12 protein-coding genes and 1 pseudogene are annotated in these 20,386 nt (G+C 66.2%); 5 read left to right on the top strand and 8 right to left on the bottom strand.

Going from position 1 to position 20,386, the window contains the following annotated elements; genetic code table 11:
* Nucleotides 1-5: 5 nt before the first annotated feature.
* Both HH308_RS16875 and HH308_RS16870 read left to right on the top strand, forming a co-directional pair.
* Complete coding sequence (locus HH308_RS16875) at nucleotides 6-983, top strand: amino acid--[acyl-carrier-protein] ligase (protein WP_170195392.1); 978 nt, start codon at nucleotides 6-8, stop codon at nucleotides 981-983.
* The gene (locus HH308_RS16870; RefSeq protein WP_170195391.1) at nucleotides 980-2,737 is read left to right on the top strand and encodes an alpha/beta hydrolase family protein; all 1,758 of its coding nucleotides are present in this window, start codon (nucleotides 980-982) and stop codon (nucleotides 2,735-2,737) included. The genes HH308_RS16875 and HH308_RS16870 overlap by 4 nt, the downstream gene beginning before the upstream one ends.
* 795 nt (nucleotides 2,738-3,532) lie before the next feature.
* Here the strand turns inward: HH308_RS16870 and HH308_RS16865 are convergent.
* Nucleotides 3,533-5,044 (bottom strand): sugar transferase, encoded by a 1,512-nt coding sequence (locus HH308_RS16865; protein WP_170195390.1) that lies wholly within the window; start codon nucleotides 5,042-5,044, stop codon nucleotides 3,533-3,535.
* Between the two features lie 240 nt (nucleotides 5,045-5,284).
* Between HH308_RS16865 and HH308_RS16860 the strand changes: the two genes are divergently transcribed.
* Nucleotides 5,285-6,205 carry a LysR family transcriptional regulator gene (locus HH308_RS16860; RefSeq protein WP_170195389.1) on the top strand — a complete coding sequence of 307 codons (921 nt, stop codon included), beginning with the start codon at nucleotides 5,285-5,287 and terminating at the stop codon, nucleotides 6,203-6,205.
* Nucleotides 6,206-6,309: 104 nt separating this feature from the next.
* On the opposite strand, the gene HH308_RS16855 is transcribed toward HH308_RS16860, so the two are convergent.
* From HH308_RS16855 to HH308_RS16835, 5 genes are all read right to left on the bottom strand, one after another.
* Nucleotides 6,310-7,560 carry a pyridoxal phosphate-dependent aminotransferase gene (locus HH308_RS16855; protein WP_170195388.1) on the bottom strand — a complete coding sequence of 417 codons (1,251 nt, stop codon included), beginning with the start codon at nucleotides 7,558-7,560 and terminating at the stop codon, nucleotides 6,310-6,312.
* Entirely contained in the window at nucleotides 7,557-8,201 is a 645-nt protein-coding gene (locus HH308_RS16850; protein WP_170195387.1) for a nucleotidyltransferase domain-containing protein, read from the bottom strand. Before HH308_RS16850 ends, HH308_RS16855 begins: the two co-directional genes overlap by 4 nt.
* Before the next feature lie 83 nt (nucleotides 8,202-8,284).
* The gene (locus HH308_RS16845) at nucleotides 8,285-9,127 is read right to left on the bottom strand and encodes a type IV toxin-antitoxin system AbiEi family antitoxin (RefSeq protein WP_512698889.1); all 843 of its coding nucleotides are present in this window, start codon (nucleotides 9,125-9,127) and stop codon (nucleotides 8,285-8,287) included.
* Nucleotides 9,128-9,275: 148 nt separating this feature from the next.
* Nucleotides 9,276-12,944, bottom strand: a complete 3,669-nt coding sequence (locus HH308_RS16840; protein ID WP_170195385.1) for a (Fe-S)-binding protein — start codon at nucleotides 12,942-12,944, stop codon at nucleotides 9,276-9,278.
* Between the two features lie 240 nt (nucleotides 12,945-13,184).
* Nucleotides 13,185-14,570 carry a WS/DGAT/MGAT family O-acyltransferase gene (locus HH308_RS16835; protein WP_170195384.1) on the bottom strand — a complete coding sequence of 462 codons (1,386 nt, stop codon included), beginning with the start codon at nucleotides 14,568-14,570 and terminating at the stop codon, nucleotides 13,185-13,187.
* A gap of 115 nt (nucleotides 14,571-14,685) precedes the next feature.
* Between HH308_RS16835 and HH308_RS16830 the strand changes: the two genes are divergently transcribed.
* On the top strand, nucleotides 14,686-15,357 hold the full coding sequence (locus HH308_RS16830; RefSeq protein ID WP_246284660.1) for a SanA/YdcF family protein: 672 nt from the start codon (nucleotides 14,686-14,688) through the stop codon (nucleotides 15,355-15,357).
* On the opposite strand, the pseudogene HH308_RS16825 reads toward HH308_RS16830, so the two are convergent.
* Nucleotides 15,324-16,535 (bottom strand): annotated as a pseudogene (locus tag HH308_RS16825) (acyltransferase); the annotation flags it as partial. The gene HH308_RS16830 and the pseudogene HH308_RS16825 sit on opposite strands and share 34 nt — an antisense overlap.
* Nucleotides 16,536-16,686: 151 nt before the next feature.
* A complete protein-coding gene (locus HH308_RS16820; protein ID WP_312870649.1) occupies nucleotides 16,687-18,780 on the bottom strand; it encodes an acyltransferase family protein in 2,094 nt (697 codons plus the stop codon).
* A gap of 215 nt (nucleotides 18,781-18,995) precedes the next feature.
* On the opposite strand from HH308_RS16820, the gene HH308_RS16815 reads away from it, so the two are divergent.
* Entirely contained in the window at nucleotides 18,996-20,354 is a 1,359-nt protein-coding gene (locus tag HH308_RS16815; RefSeq protein ID WP_170195382.1) for a styrene monooxygenase/indole monooxygenase family protein, read from the top strand.
* Nucleotides 20,355-20,386: the final 32 nt, after the last annotated feature.

The raw sequence follows: 20,386 nt of genomic DNA, 5'->3' as shown, positions 1-20,386 counted from the left end.
TTCCCATGTCGAACACCACCGTGTCCGAGGCTCGGACCGAACTCGACGATCAGACCGAACTCGAGGCCCGGCGTCGGGAATTCGGTCGGCAGCTCATTGCCGCCGGCCTGTTGATCCCCACCGGCATCGACGGATTGTACGGCCGCGGAGGAGATTTCGAGGCCATCATCGACGGCATCGACTTCGCGGTGCGCGCCGCGGCCGCCGCAGCCTACGACACCGCGCCCCGCGTGCTGCGCTTCCCGCCGGTGTTCCCGCGAGCGAATTTCGAGAAGACCGACTACATCGCCTCGTTCCCCAACCTGACCGGTGCGATCAACACGTTCACCGGCGACAACAAGGCGCACCGTGCGCTACTCGCCGACCGGGAGAACGGCGTCGACTGGGACGGACATCTGGAGTCGGCCGGCACGATGCTCGTGTCGGCGGCCTGTCACCCCGCCTACGCGGGACTGACCGGAGTCCTCGACGAACCGGTCCTGCTCGACGTCTACGGGTACTGCTTCCGCCACGAGCCCTCCCTCGATCCCGCCCGCATGCAGGCCTTCCGGATGCACGAGTATGTGTACGTCGGCGACGCCGAAGGTGCTGCGCAACACCGTAACTCGTGGGTGCAACGAGGTTTGGATGTGCTCGCCGGCCTGGGCCTCGACGCTCAGGCGGTGGCGGCCAATGACCCGTTCTTCGGTCGGGCCGGCCGAATGCTGGCCGCCAATCAGCGTGAGGAGAACCTGAAGACCGAGCTCGTGGTGCCCCTCTACGGAGGGCTCGGTGAGCCGACGGCGATCGTTTCCGCCAATTGCCATCAGGAACACTTCGGTGAGAACTTCGCGATCACCGCGCCCGACGGCAGCGTCGCGCACAGCGCCTGCGTCGGGTTCGGAATGGAACGAATTGCGCTGGCGCTGTTGCGCACTCACGGACTCGTGATCAACGGATGGCCGTCGTCGGTGCGCGCTGCGCTCGGCATGCCGCAAGGATGACCGAGCTGGCCGCCGACCCGACGGTCAGCGCGCCGATCTTCTTCGGTCCCGCGGACCGGTCGCTGTTCGGGGTGCTCAGCACCCCGCAGGCCGCCGCGGTCCGGGGCGGGGTCGTCGTGTGTCCCTCCCTCGGCAAGGAACAGGCGGAAACCACGCGGTGGCTCAAACTTTTCGCCGAACGATTGGCGGCGCGCGGCTTCGCGGTGCTGCGCTTCGACTATCCCAACACCGGTGAATCCGCGGGAGCGCAGGACGCACCCGACGCCGCACACAACTGGACCGAGGGCATCGGCCAAGCAATCGACTATCTGCGGTCCGGCGGCGCCGAGCAGATCGTCGTCGTCGGCCATCGTGCCGGAGCCTTGCTGGCGTCGCAGGTGATCGCCGGGTCGGGCGTGCGATACGCGGTCGCCTGGGATCCCATTCGCAAAGGGCGACAATACCTTCGAACCAAGACCGTGCTCTACAACATGGTCAGCGAATACTCCGACGACGTCGCGGCGCGCGTCCCGGCGTCGGCGATCGCGGCGTCGACCGTCGACGAGCGCATCCATTCGGCGGGACAGACGCTGCACGCCGACGCGGCGTCGGAGCTGCGTTCCCTCACCCTGGACCCAGGCGCCTTCGACGGTGTGCGGACCCTGCTGCTCTCCGGCGACGACGGTCTGGTCACGTCGTTCGGCGACGTCGGGGCCGACGTCGTGCGGATCGACGATCAGGAATCCTATCTGGCGCCGAATCATCCTGCGCTGCTGGACTTTCCACTGACAGATATCGGAGTCGTCGTCGACTGGATCGACGGCGCCATCGGGCCCGAGCGGACCCCGTTCGACGTCGAGCGGCGCACGTCGGCCGTTGTCGCACATGCCGACGACGGGCGGCCGATCACCACCGATGTGTACCGCACATCGGCTGGAATCATGGTGTGGGACACCGCGATAGGTGATCGGCACGACGTCGGGAAGGTGTTCGTCGCGCACTCGCTCGGACAATATGTGCGGACCGGACCGTCGCGGCTGTGGTTCGAGATCGCCGTCGCCGTTGCGGCTCGCGGTGGCCGCGCGATCCGTTTCGACCGGATGGGTGTCGGCGAATCCGGCGTCGCCGACGCCGCCGATGGCCGACTGGCCCTGTACACCCACGACTACGTCGACGACGGCCTCGGGGTTCTCGCCGACCTGCGGCCGCGCGCCGGTGCGCGCATCGTGCATGCCGGAATCTGTGTGGGGTCCTGGATGGCGGCGCACGGAGCGCGGCGCACGGCACAGCTACCCGGAGTGAAATCCTCTGTGGTACTGGTGAATCCGCTGATGTGGCGGCTGCGTCCGCAACGTCGGTTCCGGGTCACCGACTACGGCTCCGACGTCGCAGTGGCGGGCACCGGCCGTACCGACGAAGTGGATACGTCGTTTCGCGGGCGGCTCCGTCGGAAGCTCATCTGGGTCGGTGGACGCAGCGCGCGACGGGTGCGTCGCCTGCCGCGGCGCTGGTGGTCGATCGTCGGGCGGATCCCCGCCATGTCGGTACCCGACTCGTTCTTCGCCGAGTTCGACGCCGCCGGTGTCGACGTCCACGTCGCATTCGCTCCCGGCGATTACGTGTACTTCGACGACGCGTCGGGAGCGGCCGACGCCGTCGCCGCCGCGGGCGACCACGTGCACGTCGTAGTGTCCGCCGCGGGCGACCACACGTCGTATCACGCGGCGATGCGGCAGGTCGTCGGAGACACCGTGCTGCGCGCTTTCGAAGGCTGAATCTGGGCAGGGGGTTTCGCGAACCTCCACCGCTCCCCGAGTGCCGAACCTGGATTCACCGACGGCAGGTCCTATCCGCTGGTTGAGCCGGCTGAGCCTGTATCCACCGGACGAACGCCCCTCTGCTGGTTGAGCCGGACGAGGCGCTAGCCGAGTCCGTGTCGAAACCTCTCAGCCACAACGACTTTCGACGGTCCGCGCCAATATCGTCGATGTCACCCGGCAAGTGAGGCGTGTGCACCCTACGGGTGCACACGCCTCGATGTTCGATTCACATCACAGTTCGACACGTGCGCTACCATCAAATGCATTGTGGTACAGGGGTTTCGACACGCTCGTCGCTAGCGCTCCTCGCGGCTCAACCAGCAGATGGAGTGTCCCCGACCGGCTCAACCAGCGAAATGGGTCCACCATCGGTGGATCCAGGCCGAGTGCCGAAGCGTTGGGTCTGGCGAGTCGAAAATCTTTCTGGGAAAAGGTCTTCGGGACGGAAAGCCTCCACCGTGCCGGCCCATCCGCACCGTTAGTCACAACGGATCGTTACCACGCGTCGTCGGCTGGATCGCCCGTGATCCGCATACAGCAGATTGCAATCGGCACCCTCATCGACGCCGAGGTGGATCATCCCTCGCCGAATCTCAAGTGCCAGTTTCGAATCCGACCACCGCCACCGTCGGCCAGACTCCGCCGGGCGACTTCAACAGGCCGGCCATCGTGCCAGATGCGGCGAAAGGCAAAGCGCCGCTGGGCGGGACGATTCACTGTCCCGCCCAGCGGCGCCGGTGGCCGAGTCGCTCAGTAGGCGCCGTCGCTGGAGGTGACGGCCTTGAGAGTCTTGGCGAGGATGTACATGTCGAGCAGGATGGACCAGTTCTCCACGTAGTAGAGGTCGAGGCCGATCGACTCGTCCCAGGACAGATCCGAGCGTCCGCTGACCTGCCACAGACCGGTCAGCCCCGGGCGAACCAGCATCCGACGTTCGCTCTCGGTGGTGTACAGCGCCACTTCCTGCTCCAGATGCGGGCGCGGTCCGACGAGGCTCATCTGACCGGCCAGGACGTTGAACAACTGGGGCAGCTCGTCGAGCGAGAACCGGCGGATGACCTTGCCGACGGCGGTGACCCGCGGATCATCGCGCATCTTGAACAGCGGGCCGTCGGCCTCGTTCTGGGCGGCGAGTTCGGTCTTGCGCTTGTCGGCGTCGACGTACATCGAGCGGAACTTGACCATCGGGAAGGCGATGCCCGATGCGCCGATGCGATCGGCGGTGTAGAAGATCGGACCGCGGCTGGTGAACTTGACGGCGGCGGCCACGGCGACCAGCACCGGAGCCAAGAAGATCAGCAGTGCGATTGCAGCGGTGCGGTCGAACGCGGTCTTGAGGACCGACGCGCTCTTGCGGTACTGCGGGCGTTCCACGTGAATCAACGACGTGCCGACCGTCGTGCTGGTGACGCGCAGACGGTTGTCGGCGATGTCGAGCAGGCCGGGGGCGAGGACCAGGCGGGTGTCGGTGCCGTCGAGCTCCCAGGTCAATTCCTTCAGGCGGCCGCTGTCGAGCGCTTCGGAGGCGGTGACTGCGACGACGTCGGCGCCGGTGGCGCGCACTGCCTCGACCAGTTGGGTCTCGTCGCCGAGGATCGGGATCTCGGTGGTGGACAGCCGCAAGGTGGCCCCCGGTGCGCCGAGATAGCCGGGGATGCAGGCTCCGACGACCTCCATGCCGGCGTGATGGTCGTGCGACAGGCTCTCGGCGAGGGCGATGGTCGCCGAGTCGGCGCCCAGCACGATGGTTCGGGTGGTGCTGTGGCCGGCAGCGCGGTGGCGCCACAGCGACCGGCGCCACGCATAGCGGCCGACGTTGATCAGCGCGAAACCGACCAGCAGTGCCAGCATCACGAAGATGCGGGCGAAGTCGGCCTTGAGCCACAACTCGGCGGCGGCGAACAGGAAGAACGGAAGGATCGACGCGTTGCGCACCCGACGGAACTCCTCAATACCCGAGCCGATGACAAACGGGTCACGCGAGTTGTTGGAGCCGAGTGCGACGAACCAGACGAAGCCGAGGCAGATGGTGAGGACGGCGCGGGCGACATCGTGCGGCACGCCGAAGCCGAAGCGCAGCAGGTGCGCCGACACCAGTGCCACCGTGATCGCTGCGGCGTCGGTGACGGCGATGTTGCGGGCGAGCCTGGCCTGCCACGAGACCACGCCGTCGCGTCCGACACCGGCTACGACGGCGGCCGGTGACGCGGGTACCGCGGGGGCGTTGGCGACGCGTACCGGGCTGCTGCTGAGAGGGCGCATCTAGTTAGTTCCTAACCCCCGACGGGCTCTGATTGTGGACTGGCGGTCACTGACGAGAAGGGATTTGTCAGCGGTGATGTTGTTTACGATCACAGCTGTTACCTGATTGAGGCAAGGGTGCCGATCAGGCCTTTCACGGGCAGGAATAACAATTCTTATAGCTCGCTCAGGAGCAGATATTCATGCTGGTAAATCGCATGTGGTGACAGCGCCTCAAAGTTCACCTGGCAGAATTGTGATGTGACCAACAGTCGTAAGCCGTCGCTCGATCAGCTCCGTACGTTCCTTGCGGTGTACCGCTCCGGTTCATTCAGCGACGCCGCGCGGCAGATCTCGATGTCGCAGCCGACCGTTACCAATCACATCGGCTCGCTGGAACGCTGGTTCGGCACCCCGCTGTTCATCCGGTCCGCGAACGGCGTGGAACCGACTCCATTCGCACACGAGACCGCCGCGACGCTGGGCGATCAACTCGATCGCATCGACCGCTTCATCTCCGGCGAGGTGGTGCCCGGCAAGCCGGTGCGGTCAGTGTCGATCGGCGGCCCGTTCGACTTCATGACCAGCTGCGTGATCCCGGCGCTCGGACCCGTCGCCGCCGACCTTCCACAGCTGTCGGTGGCGTTCGGCCAGTCGAGCCGGTTACTGGAAGACCTCGAGTCCGACAAGCTCGATCTGGCGATCTCAACCATTCGACCGCGCGGCCGCGACATCCGGGCGTGGCCGCTGGCCGACGAGGAATTCTGGCTCGTCGGCAGGCCCGGATCCGTGGATCGCCACGCATCCTTGTCGACCTTGTCGAAGGCGTCGTTCGTCGCATACAACCGCGAACTGTCGATCATCCGGCGCTACTGGAACACCGTGATGAACGCGGAACCGATCTTCGACGCGACGCTGCTGGTACCCGACCTGTTGTCGGTGAAAGCCGCCGTCCGCAGCGGATTCGGGATCAGCGTGCTGCCGAGCTACCTGGTGGCGAATGAGGTGGCAACCGGTGAACTCGTGAAGCTCGTCGATCCGCCCGAGCCGCCGATCAACACCGTGTTCCTGTGCGCGCAGTCACGTGCGCTGCGCTCCCGGGACCAGATCCACGAGCTGGCCGAACTCATCTTGAAGCAGGTCAAGGATCATATGCACCGGCAGCCGAGCCCGGTGTCCTGACTCGGCAACTACTCAGACGACGAGGGCGTGTCTCCCAATTCCCGGTTGAGATTGGGAGACACGCCCTCAAGCTGGACCGTCGCCCGTCGGTGCGACGATGCGCGTCACTGACGATATGACGCGAGGAAGTTGCCGATGCGTTCCACGGCGTCGATCAGATCGCGGGCATAGGGAAGCGTCACGATCCGGAAATGCCGATGGTCGGGCATGTTGAAGCCGGTTCCCTGCACGATCAGGATCTTCTCTTTCAGCAGGAGATCCTGCACGAAGAGTTCGTCGTTATGGATCTCGTGGACCTCGGGGTCGAGACTTGGGAACGCGTACAGCGCGCCCATCGGCTTCACGCAGTTGACGCCGGGGATCTCGTTGAGCTTCTCCCAAGTGACATTGCGCTGCTCGAGCAGCCGACCGCCGGGTTGCACCAGGGCGTCGATGCTCTGATACCCGCCGAGAGCCACCTGAATGGCGTGCTGGCCCGGAACGTTGGAGCACAGGCGCGTCGACGCGAGTATGTTGAGGCCCTCGATGAAACCCTTCGCGTGGTCCTTCGGCCCGGTGATCGCCAGCCAGCCCGCGCGGTACCCGCAGACGCGATACGCCTTCGACAGACCGTTGAACGTCAGACACAGCAGGTCCGGGGCGAGCGAGGCGATCGAGATGTGCTCGGCATCGTCGTAGAGGATCTTGTCGTAGATCTCGTCGGCGAGCAGCAGCAGCGAATGCTTGCGCGCCACCTCGGTGATCTTCTCCAACACCTCGCGCGAGTAGACGGCGCCGGTCGGATTGTTGGGGTTGATGACCAGCAGTGCCTTGGTGCGCGGAGTGATCTTGGCTTCGATATCGGCGACGTCGGGGTTCCAGTCGTTGGCCTCGTCGCAGTTGTAGTACACCGGCGTTCCGCCCGACAGCGTGGTCATGGCCGTCCACAGCGGATAGTCGGGCGCGGGAATCAGCACTTCGTCGCCGTCGTTGAGCAACGCCTGCATCGTCATGGTGATCAGCTCGGACACACCGTTGCCGAGCAATACGTCGTTGACGTCGAAGTAGGGGAAGTCGATGGTTTCGTAGCGTGTCACGACGGCGCGTCGAGCCGACAGCACGCCCGCCGAATCGCTGTACCCCTGCGAGTACGGCAGGGCGTGAATCATGTCGCGCATGATGACGTCGGGCGCCTCGAAGCCGAACAGGGCCGGGTTGCCGATATTCAGCTTCAGGATGCGATGCCCTTCGGCCTCCAACTGCGCCGCGTGTGCATGTACCGGTCCGCGGATCTCGTAGCAGACGTTCTGCAGCTTGAGGGACTGCTCCAACGGCTTGAGGTTCTGGTTCAGGTGCGATACATGCGGTCTACTCACGAGTTCAATTGTGACAGCCCGGGCAAATCTATTGTTCGGTGCTCTGGATTGCGGCGTATCCAGTCCCCGAGTCTGCGACGCTGGGTGCCCGACAGGTGGGGTAGGACTGCGGCGAAGTCCTGCCGATCCTTCGGGCGGGGCGCACGAGACTTGAACAGCAGCACCACTTCTGGTGTCGCGTAGGGGATGCCGTGGCGGGTGAATCGGATCAAGTCGTCGTACGGCAGCGTTATCGACGGGTCGAATCGGCAGATCCAGGTGTCGTCGTCATGTGGCTCGCGGAAAACGTCGAGGTGATAGGCGCCCGACGTCGGGTCGCATAACCACGTCTGATGCAGGCGCTCGTCGTCGCCGACCTCGTCGAACGACCAACGAAGTCCCGATCCGACGACGTCCCACCGAGCGTCGCCGAAGTGTGCGGCCAGCGCATCGAATTGTCCACGGGGAACGGCGATTTCGACGTCGTCGTGCGGTCGGGTGGACGCCCCGAGGAACATGTCGATCGCCCACCCGCCGACGACGCACCACGACGCGGCGCATCCGTCGAGGCGGGTGGCGATCTCGTTGGGAGTCCACGGCTGCCAGCGCCGGTCGCAGTCGTCGGGGTCGACGGGAATGCCGCCCGCGGGGAGATCGGTCACCGGTCCAGCGTCGCATCCGAAACTTTCTCGACGTTGTTGCGATTGTTCGACGGCGTGTCGGCGCAACAACGTCGATAAAGTTGCTAACCGGGCCACCCCCTGCGTCGCAATGCGTTGCGGACTCGGTGGAGAAGCTGATCACCGTGGTAGGCGATCGTCGTCTTGCACGCCGGGATCAGTTCCCAGTCAGCGTCTTGCTGGAGCGCGTTCCACCGGTCGATGTCGCGTGCGTGCTGGGGCCCATCGCGGTGGTGGGCGCCGTCGTACTCGACGGCGACGCGATACTCGCCGGCGCCCAGATCTACTCGAAATCGATCACCGAGTACGTGGATCTGCGGAACGAAGAGGTCTAAGCCGTTGCGGTGCAAGAGAAGTCGAGCATATGTCTCCCAGAATGATTCGGCTCGTCCGTCGACCTCGTCGAGGACATCATGGATCACCGCGCCGCGGTGAAAGTAGCGAGACTCGTCGACGAAGCGTCGAATCGCATCGACGGTCGTGACCTGACTGCCGTCGTGCAGGCGTCGAACACACTGGTCGACCGCGGCGATCGCCCGGTCTTTCGGCAGGTGCCAGGCGAGGTCGGCGGCCGTCCGTTCCGGCGAGGTGCACCGATAACCGCGGACGACGACGATGTCGCTGTCGGGTAACGCTTCGTGACGCATGACGACGTTGTCGCGAGGTCTCCGCCGAGGCAGGACGATCTCGGGTGGATGTCCGGCCGCATAGGGCACCCGATGCAGTCGCGCCGCGGTCCACCCTCCCACCACCGCGTCGGGGAAAAGCGTCAACAGCGCGTCGACGCGCTGTTTCAATTCGACGTCCAGACCCGCTGGTGCGCGAACACCGCGATAGATGGATGCGAATCGGGTTCGCACCTCGTACGGCGTGTATCCGCCGGCGAGGCTTTTCGACAGTTCGATCATCACCTTTGGACGCGACGACGTAGCGATCCGGTTCCACCGAGGACTTTCTCGACGTTATTGCGATTGTTCGACGGCGTGTCGGCGCAAGAACGTCGACAAAGTCGAAGCCCCGGACGCCGAGACGTCCGGGGCTTCGAGTGTTCGGGTGTCAGCGACCGCCGGGGCGCCTCTTGCCAGCGGCCATGCCGAAGCCCTTGGCCTTGGCGACTGTCGCCTCAGTTGTGACCTGGGTCGACGCCGGGGCCTCGACAGCGGGGGCCGCGGTCTCCGCAGCGGGGGTCGCAGGTGCGGCCTCCACAGCGGGGGTCGCAGGTTCGGCCTCCACAGCGGGGGCTGCGGCCTCGGGTTCCGACTCAGCGACTGCCGCAGGCGCGGCAGCAGCCGGTGCAGCACCAACCGGCGCGCCCGGTCCGCCGGGGCGCCTCTTGCCGGCGGCCATGCCGAAGCCCTTGGCCTTGGCGACTGTCGCCTCAGTTGTGACCTGGGTCGACGCCGGGGCCTCGACAGCGGGGGCTGCGGTCTCGGGTGCGGGGGTCGCAGGTTCGGCCTCGGCAACGGGAGCCGCGGTCTCCGCAGCGGGGGCTGCGACCTCGGGTTCCGGCTCAGCGACTGCCGCAGGTGCGGCAGCAGCCGGTGCAGCACCGACCGGCGCGCCCGGTCCGCCGGGGCGCCTCTTGCCCGCGGCCATGCCGAAGCCCTTGGCCTTGGCGGTGGTAGCCGTCGTCGTGGCGGCGGCAGGCGCGTCTGCCACTGCGACAGGCTCAGCTGCCGGAGCATCAGCGACTACGGGTTCGGCGACCGCGGGAGCCTCGGACGATGCAACTTCTGCGGCCGGAGCCGCAACGGCAGCACCGACCGGCGCGCCCGGTCCGCCGGGGCGCCTCTTGCCGGCGGCCATGCCGAAGCCCTTGGCCTTCGCCGGAGTGGCCTCGGTGGTCGATGCGGGAGCAGCAGCGGCGGCGGACGCTTCCGCCGGAGCCGCAGCAGCCGGAGCCGCAGCCGCAGCGGCGGGCTTCGTTCCCACACCGGGCTTCTTGCCGGCTGCCATGCCGAATCCCTTTGCGGCGGGCTTCTTTTCGGCCGGCGCAGCCTCGGCAGCGGGTGTGGCGGCTGCTGCTGCAGCGGCAGCGGCCGGAGCCGCAGCACCCGGCTTCTTACCGGCTGCCATGCCGAATCCCTTTGCGGCGGGCTTCTTTTCGACTGGCGCGGCGGCCGGTGCGGCCTCGCCTGCCGGCGCCGCGGCTGCAGCGCCGGGCTTCTTGCCGGCTGCCATGCCGAATCCCTTTGCGGCGGGCTTCTTCTCAGCCGGCGCAGCGGCCGGAGCCGGAGCTGCCGCGGCAGCGCCACCCGGCTTCTTCAAGCCGCCCTTCATCGCCAGCCCGACCTTCGGCTTGGGTGCGCCGCCCGACGCCGCCGGAGCCGCTGCGGCCGGAGCGGCCTTCTCCACAACCTCTTCGACGACGGCGGGCGCCGCGGCAACCGCGACCGACGCCGGTCCGAGGAACCGTCCACCACGCTTGACTTCGGTGGTCTGGCCGCGGCGTACGCCTTCGAGCAGCATCTGCGCGACGTCGATCACCTCGACCTTGTCTTCCAGCTCGGTACCGCTGGTCCTCGCGGTGACACCGTCGGTGAGCATCACGCGGCAGAACGGGCAGCCGGTCGCGATTTTGGTGCCCGCGGCGGCCTGGCCGCTCGCACCCGACGGTCCGCTCTGCGCCCCCAGGGTGTCGAGCGCCTCGTCCACGCGGTCGACGTTGATGCGCTTACCGATCTGCTCTTCCATCCACATGCGGGCGCCGCCGGCGCCACAGCACATCGACCGTTCGCCGTGGCGCGGCATCTCGGTGAGCGTCGAGCCCGACGCCTCCATCAGTTCACGCGGCGCGTCATAGACCTTGTTGTGGCGACCCAGGTAGCACGGGTCGTGGTAGGTGACCGTCTGCCCGTCGACGGGTGCGACCGGTACCAGGCGCTTCTCCCGAACGAGGCGGTTGAGCAACTGCGTGTGGTGCACGACCTCGAACTTGCCCCGCTCGGAGTCGACCTGCGGGTACTCATTGCTCAGCGCGTTGAAGCAGTGTGCGCAGGTCACGACGATCTTCTTGCGCTGCGCCGGAGCGGTGGAGAAGAGTTCGTCGAACTGTTCGATGTTCTGTTGCGCGAGCATCTGGAACAGGAACTCGTTGCCCGCGCGGCGGGCGGAGTCGCCGGTACACGTCTCGCCCTGACCGAGGACCAGGAAGTTGACCGCGGCGACGTCGAGCAGTTCGGCGACGGCCTTGGTGGTCTTCTTCGCGCGGTCCTCGTAGGCGCCGGCGCAGCCGACCCAGAAGAGGTACTCGAAGCCCTCGAAGGACTCGACGTCCTTGCCGTAGACCGGGATCTCGATGTCCATCTCATCGATCCACGCGGTGCGCGCCGACGGCGACTGCCCCCACGGGTTGCCCTTGTTCTCCAGGTTCTTGAACAGACCGGCGAGTTCCGACGGGAAGTCGGACTCGATCAGCACCTGGTAGCGACGCATGTCGACGATGTGGTCGACGTGCTCGATGTCGACCGGGCACTGCTCGACGCAGGCGCCGCACGTGGTGCAGCTCCACAGGGTCTCGGTATCGATGACCGCGCCCAGCGCGTCGTCGACGATGCCGGAGCCGGCGCTCGCGCCGACGAGTTTGCGCTCGGCTTCGGCGCGAGCGGCAGCGGGAATGGCGTCGAGCTTGTCCTGCAAGACGTTGCCGTCGGCGTCGACGAGACCGATCTCGTCGCCGCCCAAGTCCTTGCTGCCGCCGGCGATCAGGTACGGCGCCTTGGCCTGAGCGTGATCGCGCAGCGACATGATCAGCAGCTTGGGCGACAGCGGCTTTCCGGTGTTCCATGCGGGGCACTGACTCTGGCAGCGGCCGCATTCGGTGCAGGTGGTGAAGTCCAGCCAGCCCTTCCAGGAGAAGTCTTCGACCTTGCCTGCACCGAAGGCGTCGACGTCGGGGTCGGCGGTGTCCATCTCCAGGACTTTGCCCTGGCTTTCCATGGGCTTGAGCGCACCCAGCGCGACGCCGCCGTCGGCCTCACGCTTGAGATAGATGTTGAAGAACGCGGCGAAGCGGTGCCAGGCGACGCCCCAGTCGATGTTGCGTCCGACGACGGCCAGCCAGATCATGCCGCTCATCAGCTTCACGACGGCGGCCGCGGTGACCCAGTACTCCGACGATCCGTCGAAGAGCTGAGCGAAGTAGTGAGTGAAGAACGACGTCCAGATCGGCGGATTCTCCAGCCCGCTAGAGATCTTGAAGGTCTTCACGAAGATCATGCCGAGACCCTCGACCAGCACCACGGCCTCGACGAAGTAGGCGGCGTTGAAGCGCGAGCCGGAGAAGCGCGACAGTCGCTCGGGAACGCGCGGATGGTTGAGCTGGCGAATGACGATCAGCGCGACGATGCCGATCACGGTCGCCAAACCGAGCACTTCGTCGGCGAAGATGTAGATGCTCCAGGCGCCGATGATCGGCCAGTGGAACTCCGGATCGAAGATCTGTCCGTACGCCTCGAACCAGAAGACGAAGCCGATCAGGAAGCCGAACATGACCAGCCAGTGCGCCCAGCCGACCGAGCGGAATTTCACCATGCGGGTGTGCCCGACGAATTCTTTGAGCATCGTCATCATGCGCGGCAGCACGGGCCAGTATCGACTGCCGTCGGTCTTCTGACCCTGCGCGATGGCGCGGACCATGTTCCAGACTCCGCTGAGGAACAATGCCCAGCAGCCGAGGCTGATGAGGGCAGCTATGGAGCCAATGGTGATCGTCGTGGCGTTCACTTCGGTCTACCCGGCCTTTCTGTTCGGTCCTGAGGTGTCGAGGTCGACCGTCCGCGAGCTGGTCGGATCGGTCGTCGAATCCTCGACGCCACGTTGCTACGACGCAACGTCGTCACAGGTAACCGTAAGGCCTAGCGCGAGTTCGGCGCTGCCAAGGTTGACCTAACTTCACCCGTGAACAGGCGATGCGTTACATAGGTCACCTTACCCGCGGGTAACTTGTTGGCGGCAATGCTGCCGCTATGTGATCTCCGCGACTTTCTCCAGTTCACCGAGTGCGGTGTCGAGGTGCGTGAGCAGCCGCTGCAGGCTCGGTACCTCGGCGCGAGCTCCGATCAGACCGAAGCCCATGTACTTGGCGGCGGAGGTGATGGTGATGTTGAGCGCACACCCGGAACTGGGGATCGACACCGGGTACAGGCCGTCGAGCTGGGCGCCGTTCCAGTAGAGGTCGTGCTGGGGACCGGGCACGTTGGAGATGATGATGTTGAACTGCGACGGCGCGAACTCGACGACGCCGGGAATGGTCATGAACGCCATCGAGCTCGCGTTCGCCGCGCCCAGCGCCAGCGCTTGCAGTGGGCTGAGTCCGCGGATGACCTCTTTGCTCGCCTTGGTCGACGCCGTGAGCTGCGCGAGGCGTTTGGTCGGATCCGGTTGGTCGGTCGCGAGATTGGCGAGGATCGCCGACACTGCATTGCCGTCCTTGCCGTCGCCGGTGTGCATCGACACCGGCACCGCCGCGAGCAGCGGGGCGTCGGGCAGCGCGTCCTGCTCGATCAGATAGTTGCGCAGTGCGCCACCGCACATCGCGAGCACGACGTCGTTCAGTGTGATGTCGAGCGCCTTGGCGACGGCCTGCAGGCGGGCGGTCTCCCACTGCTGGGCGGCGAAGCGCCGGGCGCTGCCGATCGGGACGTCGAGGATCGTCTTGGGTGCGCCGTGGGTTGGGGAGAGGTAGTTGGGGTCGGTGACCGCGCGCAACGCGATGCGCGCGCTGGCCGGTGCCATCCCGACGACCTGGTTGGCGACGTCGGCGACGCCGCTGATCGCACCCGTGATCTGCTGTGCCACACCGGATTTGGGCTTCGGTGGACGTTTCTTCTTGAGTGCGGCGTCCCAGAACGCCTTTCCATTGCGATCCTCAGGATCCGCCGACAGGGTCCGCCCGAGGATGCGCAGCGCCGTCACGCCGTCGACGACGGAGTGGTGGATCTTGGTGTACAGCGCGAGCCGACCGTCGGCGAGCCCCTCGATCAGGTGAGCCTCCCACATCGGCTTGTTGCGGTCGAGCAGCGTCGAATGGTTGAGCGAGACGTAGTGCAGCAGTTCGCGGACGCGGCCGGGTTTGGGTAGGGCGATGCGCCGGACGTGGTAGTCGAAGTCGATCTCGTCGTCGTACGACCACGACACCGAGCCCAACAGGCTGAAGGGTTTCGTCGGCCGTTTGCGGAAGTCCGACTGGATATCGGTGGCGAGCGCGAACGCATCCATCATGTCGTCGGCCAGCTCGCCCGCGGTCTGGCCCTCACGAGGGATGAACAACTGCAGACCGCCGACATGCATCGGCTGTTCGCGGGTCTCGCCGATGAGGAACATCGATGCGGTGATAGGCATGTACTGCATGAACTGGGCCCTCCCAGGGTGCTGCGGAGCTGTGCGAGGATCTAACCCTACGTCGGGGGTGTGACACAGGGTGCAACTCGGCGAGATCGGCACCGGCGCGGGTACCGTCCGCCCCATGTCGTCGCCGCTGCTGATCCGCCCGACGATGGCGGTGTTCATCGGCGTCGAACTCGTCATCACCGTGGCGCTCACCTGGGTCGGTGTCGCCGCGAGCGGCCGCGTCGTGCACGCCGATCGGCTCACCGCCGCGCCGCGGACGGCTCTGGTATTGGGTTCCCTCGTCTCCGACGGTGTGCCCGGCGACTATGTGCGCGGTCGGCTGGACACTACCGTCGACCTCTGGAGACGCGGAGCTCTGCGTCGAATCATCTTGTCCGGCAACGGCTCTGCGGCAGCGGGCAACGAGCCCGCAGTGATGCGCGGGTACTTGCTGGAGCGGGGACTGCCGCCCTCGGCGATGCTCGACGACCCGGCCGGCTTCGACACCGTGGCCAGCTGCCGGCGGGCGCGGGAGGTCTTCGGCGCCGACACGGTGCTGGTCGTCACCCAGGACTTCCACCTCGATCGAGCGATCGCGCTATGCCGTGCGATGGGCGTCGACGCGACCGGTGTCGTCGCGCGTTGCGACTGCCCGGTATGGACAGTCGTACGCAATCATGGGCGCGAGCTGGTGCTGGCCAATCCGCGTGCACTCTGGTCGGCGGTGACGTCCGCGGCGGGCGCCGATGTGCGGCGCAACAGCGCTCGCAGCGACGGCAGTGGCATCCGCGGACGGCCGGTCAGATAGATCGATCCGGGCAGTCGGCGCAGCACTTCGACGACGATCAGTGACCCGACGAGGGTCAGCGCGTAGGTGGCGAAGGTCGCGAACGGCTGCGGGACATGGGCCAGCATCCACGGTCCGCCCGACGCCGCGACCGGTCGCAGGATGAGGAACAGCACCAGGACGTGCGCGAGGAACACGCCGAACGAACGGTTCGACGCCCACGACACCGCCTTGGCGAACCGAGGTGTGCCCCCGCGCCATCGGTTGTTCCAGTGCAGCGCCACCGCATACAGGCAGGCGATTGCGACGACGAGGAACGGAATCAGCGTCGGCTGGAAGGCGCTCGACGCCTCCAGCGGTTTCTGGTCGTCGACGAAGACCCGGATGAGGTAGGTGGCCAGTGCCAGCGACGCGGTGATCAGCAGTGCCGACGCGAGGATCCATCCCCGTCCGCGCAGCCACTCGCCGATGCGCTCGCGATGCACCGCGGCGATCGCCCCGTAGACGACGAAGAACTGGTAGGGCAGGAAGGTCGCGTAGTTGTGCCACCACACGGTGCCCAGCGCGCCGGTCGGCTGCCAGTGCGTGAAGGCGGACACCAGGACCACCTGCAGTGCCGCGCTGATCGCGAGGACCGCCCCGTGATGTCCGGTTGTCTTGCGAATCACCCACAGCAGCGCCGGGAACAGCAAGTACACCTGCAGCATCACGAACAAGAAGTACATCTGGAAGCCGGCCAGGCCCCAGGACAGATTCCATACGTATTCGCGCAGGCTGAAGGGCAGGTCGGCGATGCGGCCCTGCGCCCACATCACGGTCACCACGAAGTACACCGTCGACCAGATCACGTACGGGAAGATGACGAGTTTGATGCGCCGGCGCCAGAAGTCGAGCGTGCTGAAGTCCCGCTTCTCGTAATTCTGGTACATCAGTACAAAGCCGGTGAGGGCGAAGAACGTGTTGCGGGTGAAGTGCAGCAGCAACGACGTCGCGTTGATACCGACGCTCAGTTCCTCATTGGTGGTCTGAGTCAGGCAATGGACGAAGATGACCAGCGAGAACGTCGTCGCGCGGATCAGATCGAGGTGATGAAGGTAGGCCTTGCGGGCACCCGTGCGCACAGCTGTCGTCGGGCTCGGCTTCACGGACGCAGCGTCGTCGGGTTGCGGCGAGGTGTGATCGGGCGCAACTAACGTCATAACTTCTGGGTAATCACTTCCAAGTCGGCGGTGGGTGCCTGCACGGCAGGTCAGACCCGCGTAACACTTTGCCACGCTATCAGTCCTGTCTGGCAGGTGCCTGTGCATGGCATTTCTGTGGGATGTCCCACTAAATGTCGCAGGGCGGCGCCTACCACCACGCGAGGATTCGTCGCAGGTCCCGGTCGATCGTCGGAGTCAGCGATCGGACGAACGTCGCGGTGAGGTGGTGGTAGTCGTGCCACAGCAGTATGTTGCCGACGATGGCCGAGCAGTACGTCGGTGAGCACATCCCGTCGGTGTAGTCGAGAAAAGACATGTTGGGAAAGGCCGCGGCGATCGCCTTCGATGGGTCGACGGCGGCCATCGCCTGATCGCGTGGTACGCCGCACACCTGCGGCTTACGTCCTTGTGCGAGGCATTCCGGCGGCTTGCGTCGACCGGTCGACCACGGATTGTCGCGGATCGCGACCACGCGCTGTCCGCGGTCGCGGAACTCGCCGAAGATGTCGAGGTAGTCCTGCGGGACGAAGTCGCCCCGACCCTGATCCTCGACCGGGCGGGTGCTGTTGGTGAACACGACGTCGGGTCGGTCGACGGCGAGGCGGTCCATCACCCGCTTCGACCACGCATTGCACTGGTAATACTTCTCGCCGAACCAGATGAACACGTGGCTGGTGGTGAGCGCGCAGCCGACCTTCAGATACGTCGTCACGCGGAAGCCGCGTTGCTTCCCGACGGCGTCGAGCGCGGTGATCCATTGCTCGGCGTGCGAGCCGCCGACCAGTGCGATGGTGCGCTGGGCCGCCGTGTCGCCGTAGACGCCGACCTTGATCGATTCGTCGCGCCATCCGCTGATCGCCGAATCGCGGGTGGTGATCGGCCAGTCCTTCTCAGCGACGTCGGGGCTGGGCTGCGGGGCCAGATGCGGCACCGGGGCGTCGTACAGCAGTGCGCGTGCGCCGGGGAACAGTCGTGGATCCAGATCAGCCGTGTTCACGGTGGCGCGCGCCGAGTTGTACTTCCAGACAGCGACGGTGGTGGCGGCGACGGCGGTCGCCGCGGCCAGCACGACGACGAGCGTCACCCGGTAGGCGCGGGAGAACGACGACCGCCCGGCACGCAACGGAATCTCGACGAATGTCGTTGTGGCCCAGGCCAAGAGCAGTGAGATCGCTAGAATGGCGGTGCCCTCGACGAACGACGTCTCGTCCTGATAGCGCCAAGTCAGATAGAAGATGAGCAACGGCCAGTGAATGAGGTACAACGCGTAGGCGACCGACCCCAGCCACACGATCGACGGATGAGCGAGCAGCGCGTCGACGTCGAACGGTCGCGGCTCGTCGGACCCGGCTCCCGACGACCCGATCCAGATGAGGAGCAGAGTCGATCCGACGGGCACCAGCGCGAGTGCGCCCGGGTACTGCAGTACCCCCGCAATGAACCAGCCCGAACACGTGATGAGGGCGAGTGCGACCACCCCGAGCGCATTCCGCAGCCACCGCGGTAGCGCCACATGTGGCATCCACACCGCGAGCAGGCCGCCGGCAAGCGGTTCCCACAACCGGGCGAGGGTGTCGTAATAGTTGAACGGCTGATTCACCGCGTGCCGGTAGTCGGCCCACACGAACGACGCCACCGCCACGACCGTCAGCGCCCCGCCGACGATGCCGCGCACGACCGTCGGGTTGCGGAATACTGCGAACCTTGTCGAGAGCAGCTTCAGCATTCCGCCGAGCGCCAACCCGCAGATCAGCGTCGCGACGAAGAACTGACCTTGCGTCGACATCGACCACAGATGCTGCATCGGACTGTTCGCCGATCCCGCCGCCGAATACTCCTGCGACGCGAACGCCAACTCGTAGTTCTGGTAGTACAGCGCACTGGCGATGACCTCCGACGCCAGCGAACCCCACCGGGTCGTGGGCATCACGACGACGATCAGCCCGACGATGACCACCAACACCAGCAGCAATGCGGGCAGCAGCCGGCGCGCGAGTCGCCACAACCGTGGGCCGGGATTGATCGCCAGACTCCACGACGCCGCCGGGGTCTGCGTCGCCAGCACATGTTTGAGCAGCGACGCGACGAAGAAGTAGCCCGACAGCGTCAGGAACACGTCCACACCGCCGGACACCCGGCCGAACCACACGTGAAAGATCGCGACCAACGCGATCGCGATGCCCCGCAGACCGTCGAGGTCGAGTCGGTACTCGGACGACGTGACCGGTGCGGAGGAACTCACGCCCTGCAGCGTACTTTGACGCTTTCAGCCGATTAGTACGCCCTGCGAAGAATATGGCGAGCGCGACGATTGACCGTTCGCCGGACCGGGCGGGGTTTCGTTCACGGCGATTCGTTCGCGCTGCTCGTAACTCTTCTCGCCGACGACATGTCCGGGCAGTCTCTCGGGCAGCACATCGCAACGCCCCGACTGTCCACCACTGCGAAGGATCATTCATGTCCCAGACCCCCCAATCGATCGCGATCGTCGGCGCCGGCATCGCCGGAGCCACCGCCGCACTCGGCCTGCGCGACGCCGGATTCGACGTCACGCTCTACAGCGACAAGCCCCGCGCGGCCCTGCGCGACGAGGTCCCGCCGACCGGCGTGGCCGTGCTCTTCGGGCGGTCCCGCGACTTCGACGCCGACATCATCGAAGACCTCTATTCGGTCGGCAACACGACCGGCATCAGCACGCGCCTGTACTCCGGCGAAGGCGATGAGCGGGCCCGCGTCCTCGAGTTCAACCCCGACTACAACTACGTCTCGCAGTCGGTCGACGTCCGACTGCGCGCCGACGACCGCATCGGCCGCTTCCTCGACCGCGGTGGGAAGTTCGAGGTCACCACCGTCGACGTCGAGGCGCTCGACGGCATCGCCGCGGGTCACGACGCCACGTTCGTCGCCACCGGCAAGGGCGGGCTGGCCTCGCTGTTCGACGTCGACACCGAACGCACCCACTACGACGAGCCGCAGCGCCGACTGCTGCAGGTCACGCTGCAGGGCGTCGACCACACCGGCGACGCCTTCGCCTACCGCAACCGCGACGGTGCGCAGAACGCCATCTTCAATCTGGACGCGCAAAACGGTGAGATCTACCTCGGGCCGTTTCTGCACAAGGACGTCGGCCCGACGTGGTCGTTCATCGTGTTCGCCAAGCCCGACGGGGCCTGGGCGTCGAAGTTCGACGCGGTCGACGACGCGGCGTCCGCCCGGGCGGCCCTCCTCGAGATCTTCACCGAGTTCTTCCCGGAGGACGCTCCGGCCGTCGAGGCGCTGCAGAACATCGAGGCAGATCCGTTCTCCTGGCTGAAGGGCGCGGTGACGCCGACCGTCCGCAAGCCCGTCGCCACCACCCGGGGCGGACACGTGGTCGCCGGACTGGGCGACACCGTCATCTCCGTCGACCCGGTCGCCGGACAGGGTGCCCAGGGGGCTCTCATTCAGGCGTCTGAACTCGTCAAGGCCGCGAAAGAGCATGCGGGGCAACCTTTTACCGCGGAGTGGCTCACCGAACAGTTCGAGAAGTACTGGGAGTTGCGCGGCCGCGCGGCCGTCGAGGTGACACGTCTGTACCTCGGCGACCCGGACTACGCGACGCACCTGGAACTGTCGTTCCCGGCTGCCGCGGTCAACGCCGACGTCGCCTCGGCGCTGTTCGGACTGCTGTCGGATCCCAACCCGCTGCTGACGTTGGAGAGCCGCGACGACGTCCTCGGCTTCATCGGCGCGGTCGCGGGCGAACCGGCCGACGACGTCCTGGGGCGTTTCGAGCCGGCGGGTACGTTCAGCTCCGCCGAGAAGGTCGGCGTTTAGGACTTGATCGGGTAGGAGTCGATCGAGGTCAC

Source organism: Gordonia asplenii, assembly GCF_012933505.1.
GTDB lineage: Bacteria > Actinomycetota > Actinomycetes > Mycobacteriales > Mycobacteriaceae > Gordonia > Gordonia asplenii.
The sequence above is the reverse complement of the archived record's forward strand: the minus strand, read 5'-3'. Positions and strand labels throughout refer to the sequence as shown.

Coding starts and splice junctions, on each gene's coding strand:
- HH308_RS16865 (WP_170195390.1), bottom strand. CDS start 5,044: ATGCGCCCTCTCAGCAGCAGCCCGGTACGCGTCGCCAACGCCCCCGCG.
- HH308_RS16875 (WP_170195392.1), top strand. CDS start 6: ATGTCGAACACCACCGTGTCCGAGGCTCGGACCGAACTCGACGATCAG.
- HH308_RS16835 (WP_170195384.1), bottom strand. CDS start 14,570: ATGCAGTACATGCCTATCACCGCATCGATGTTCCTCATCGGCGAGACC.
- HH308_RS16845 (WP_512698889.1), bottom strand. CDS start 9,127: ATGATCGAACTGTCGAAAAGCCTCGCCGGCGGATACACGCCGTACGAG.
- HH308_RS16870 (WP_170195391.1), top strand. CDS start 980: ATGACCGAGCTGGCCGCCGACCCGACGGTCAGCGCGCCGATCTTCTTC.
- HH308_RS16815 (WP_170195382.1), top strand. CDS start 18,996: ATGTCCCAGACCCCCCAATCGATCGCGATCGTCGGCGCCGGCATCGCC.
- HH308_RS16830 (WP_246284660.1), top strand. CDS start 14,686: ATGTCGTCGCCGCTGCTGATCCGCCCGACGATGGCGGTGTTCATCGGC.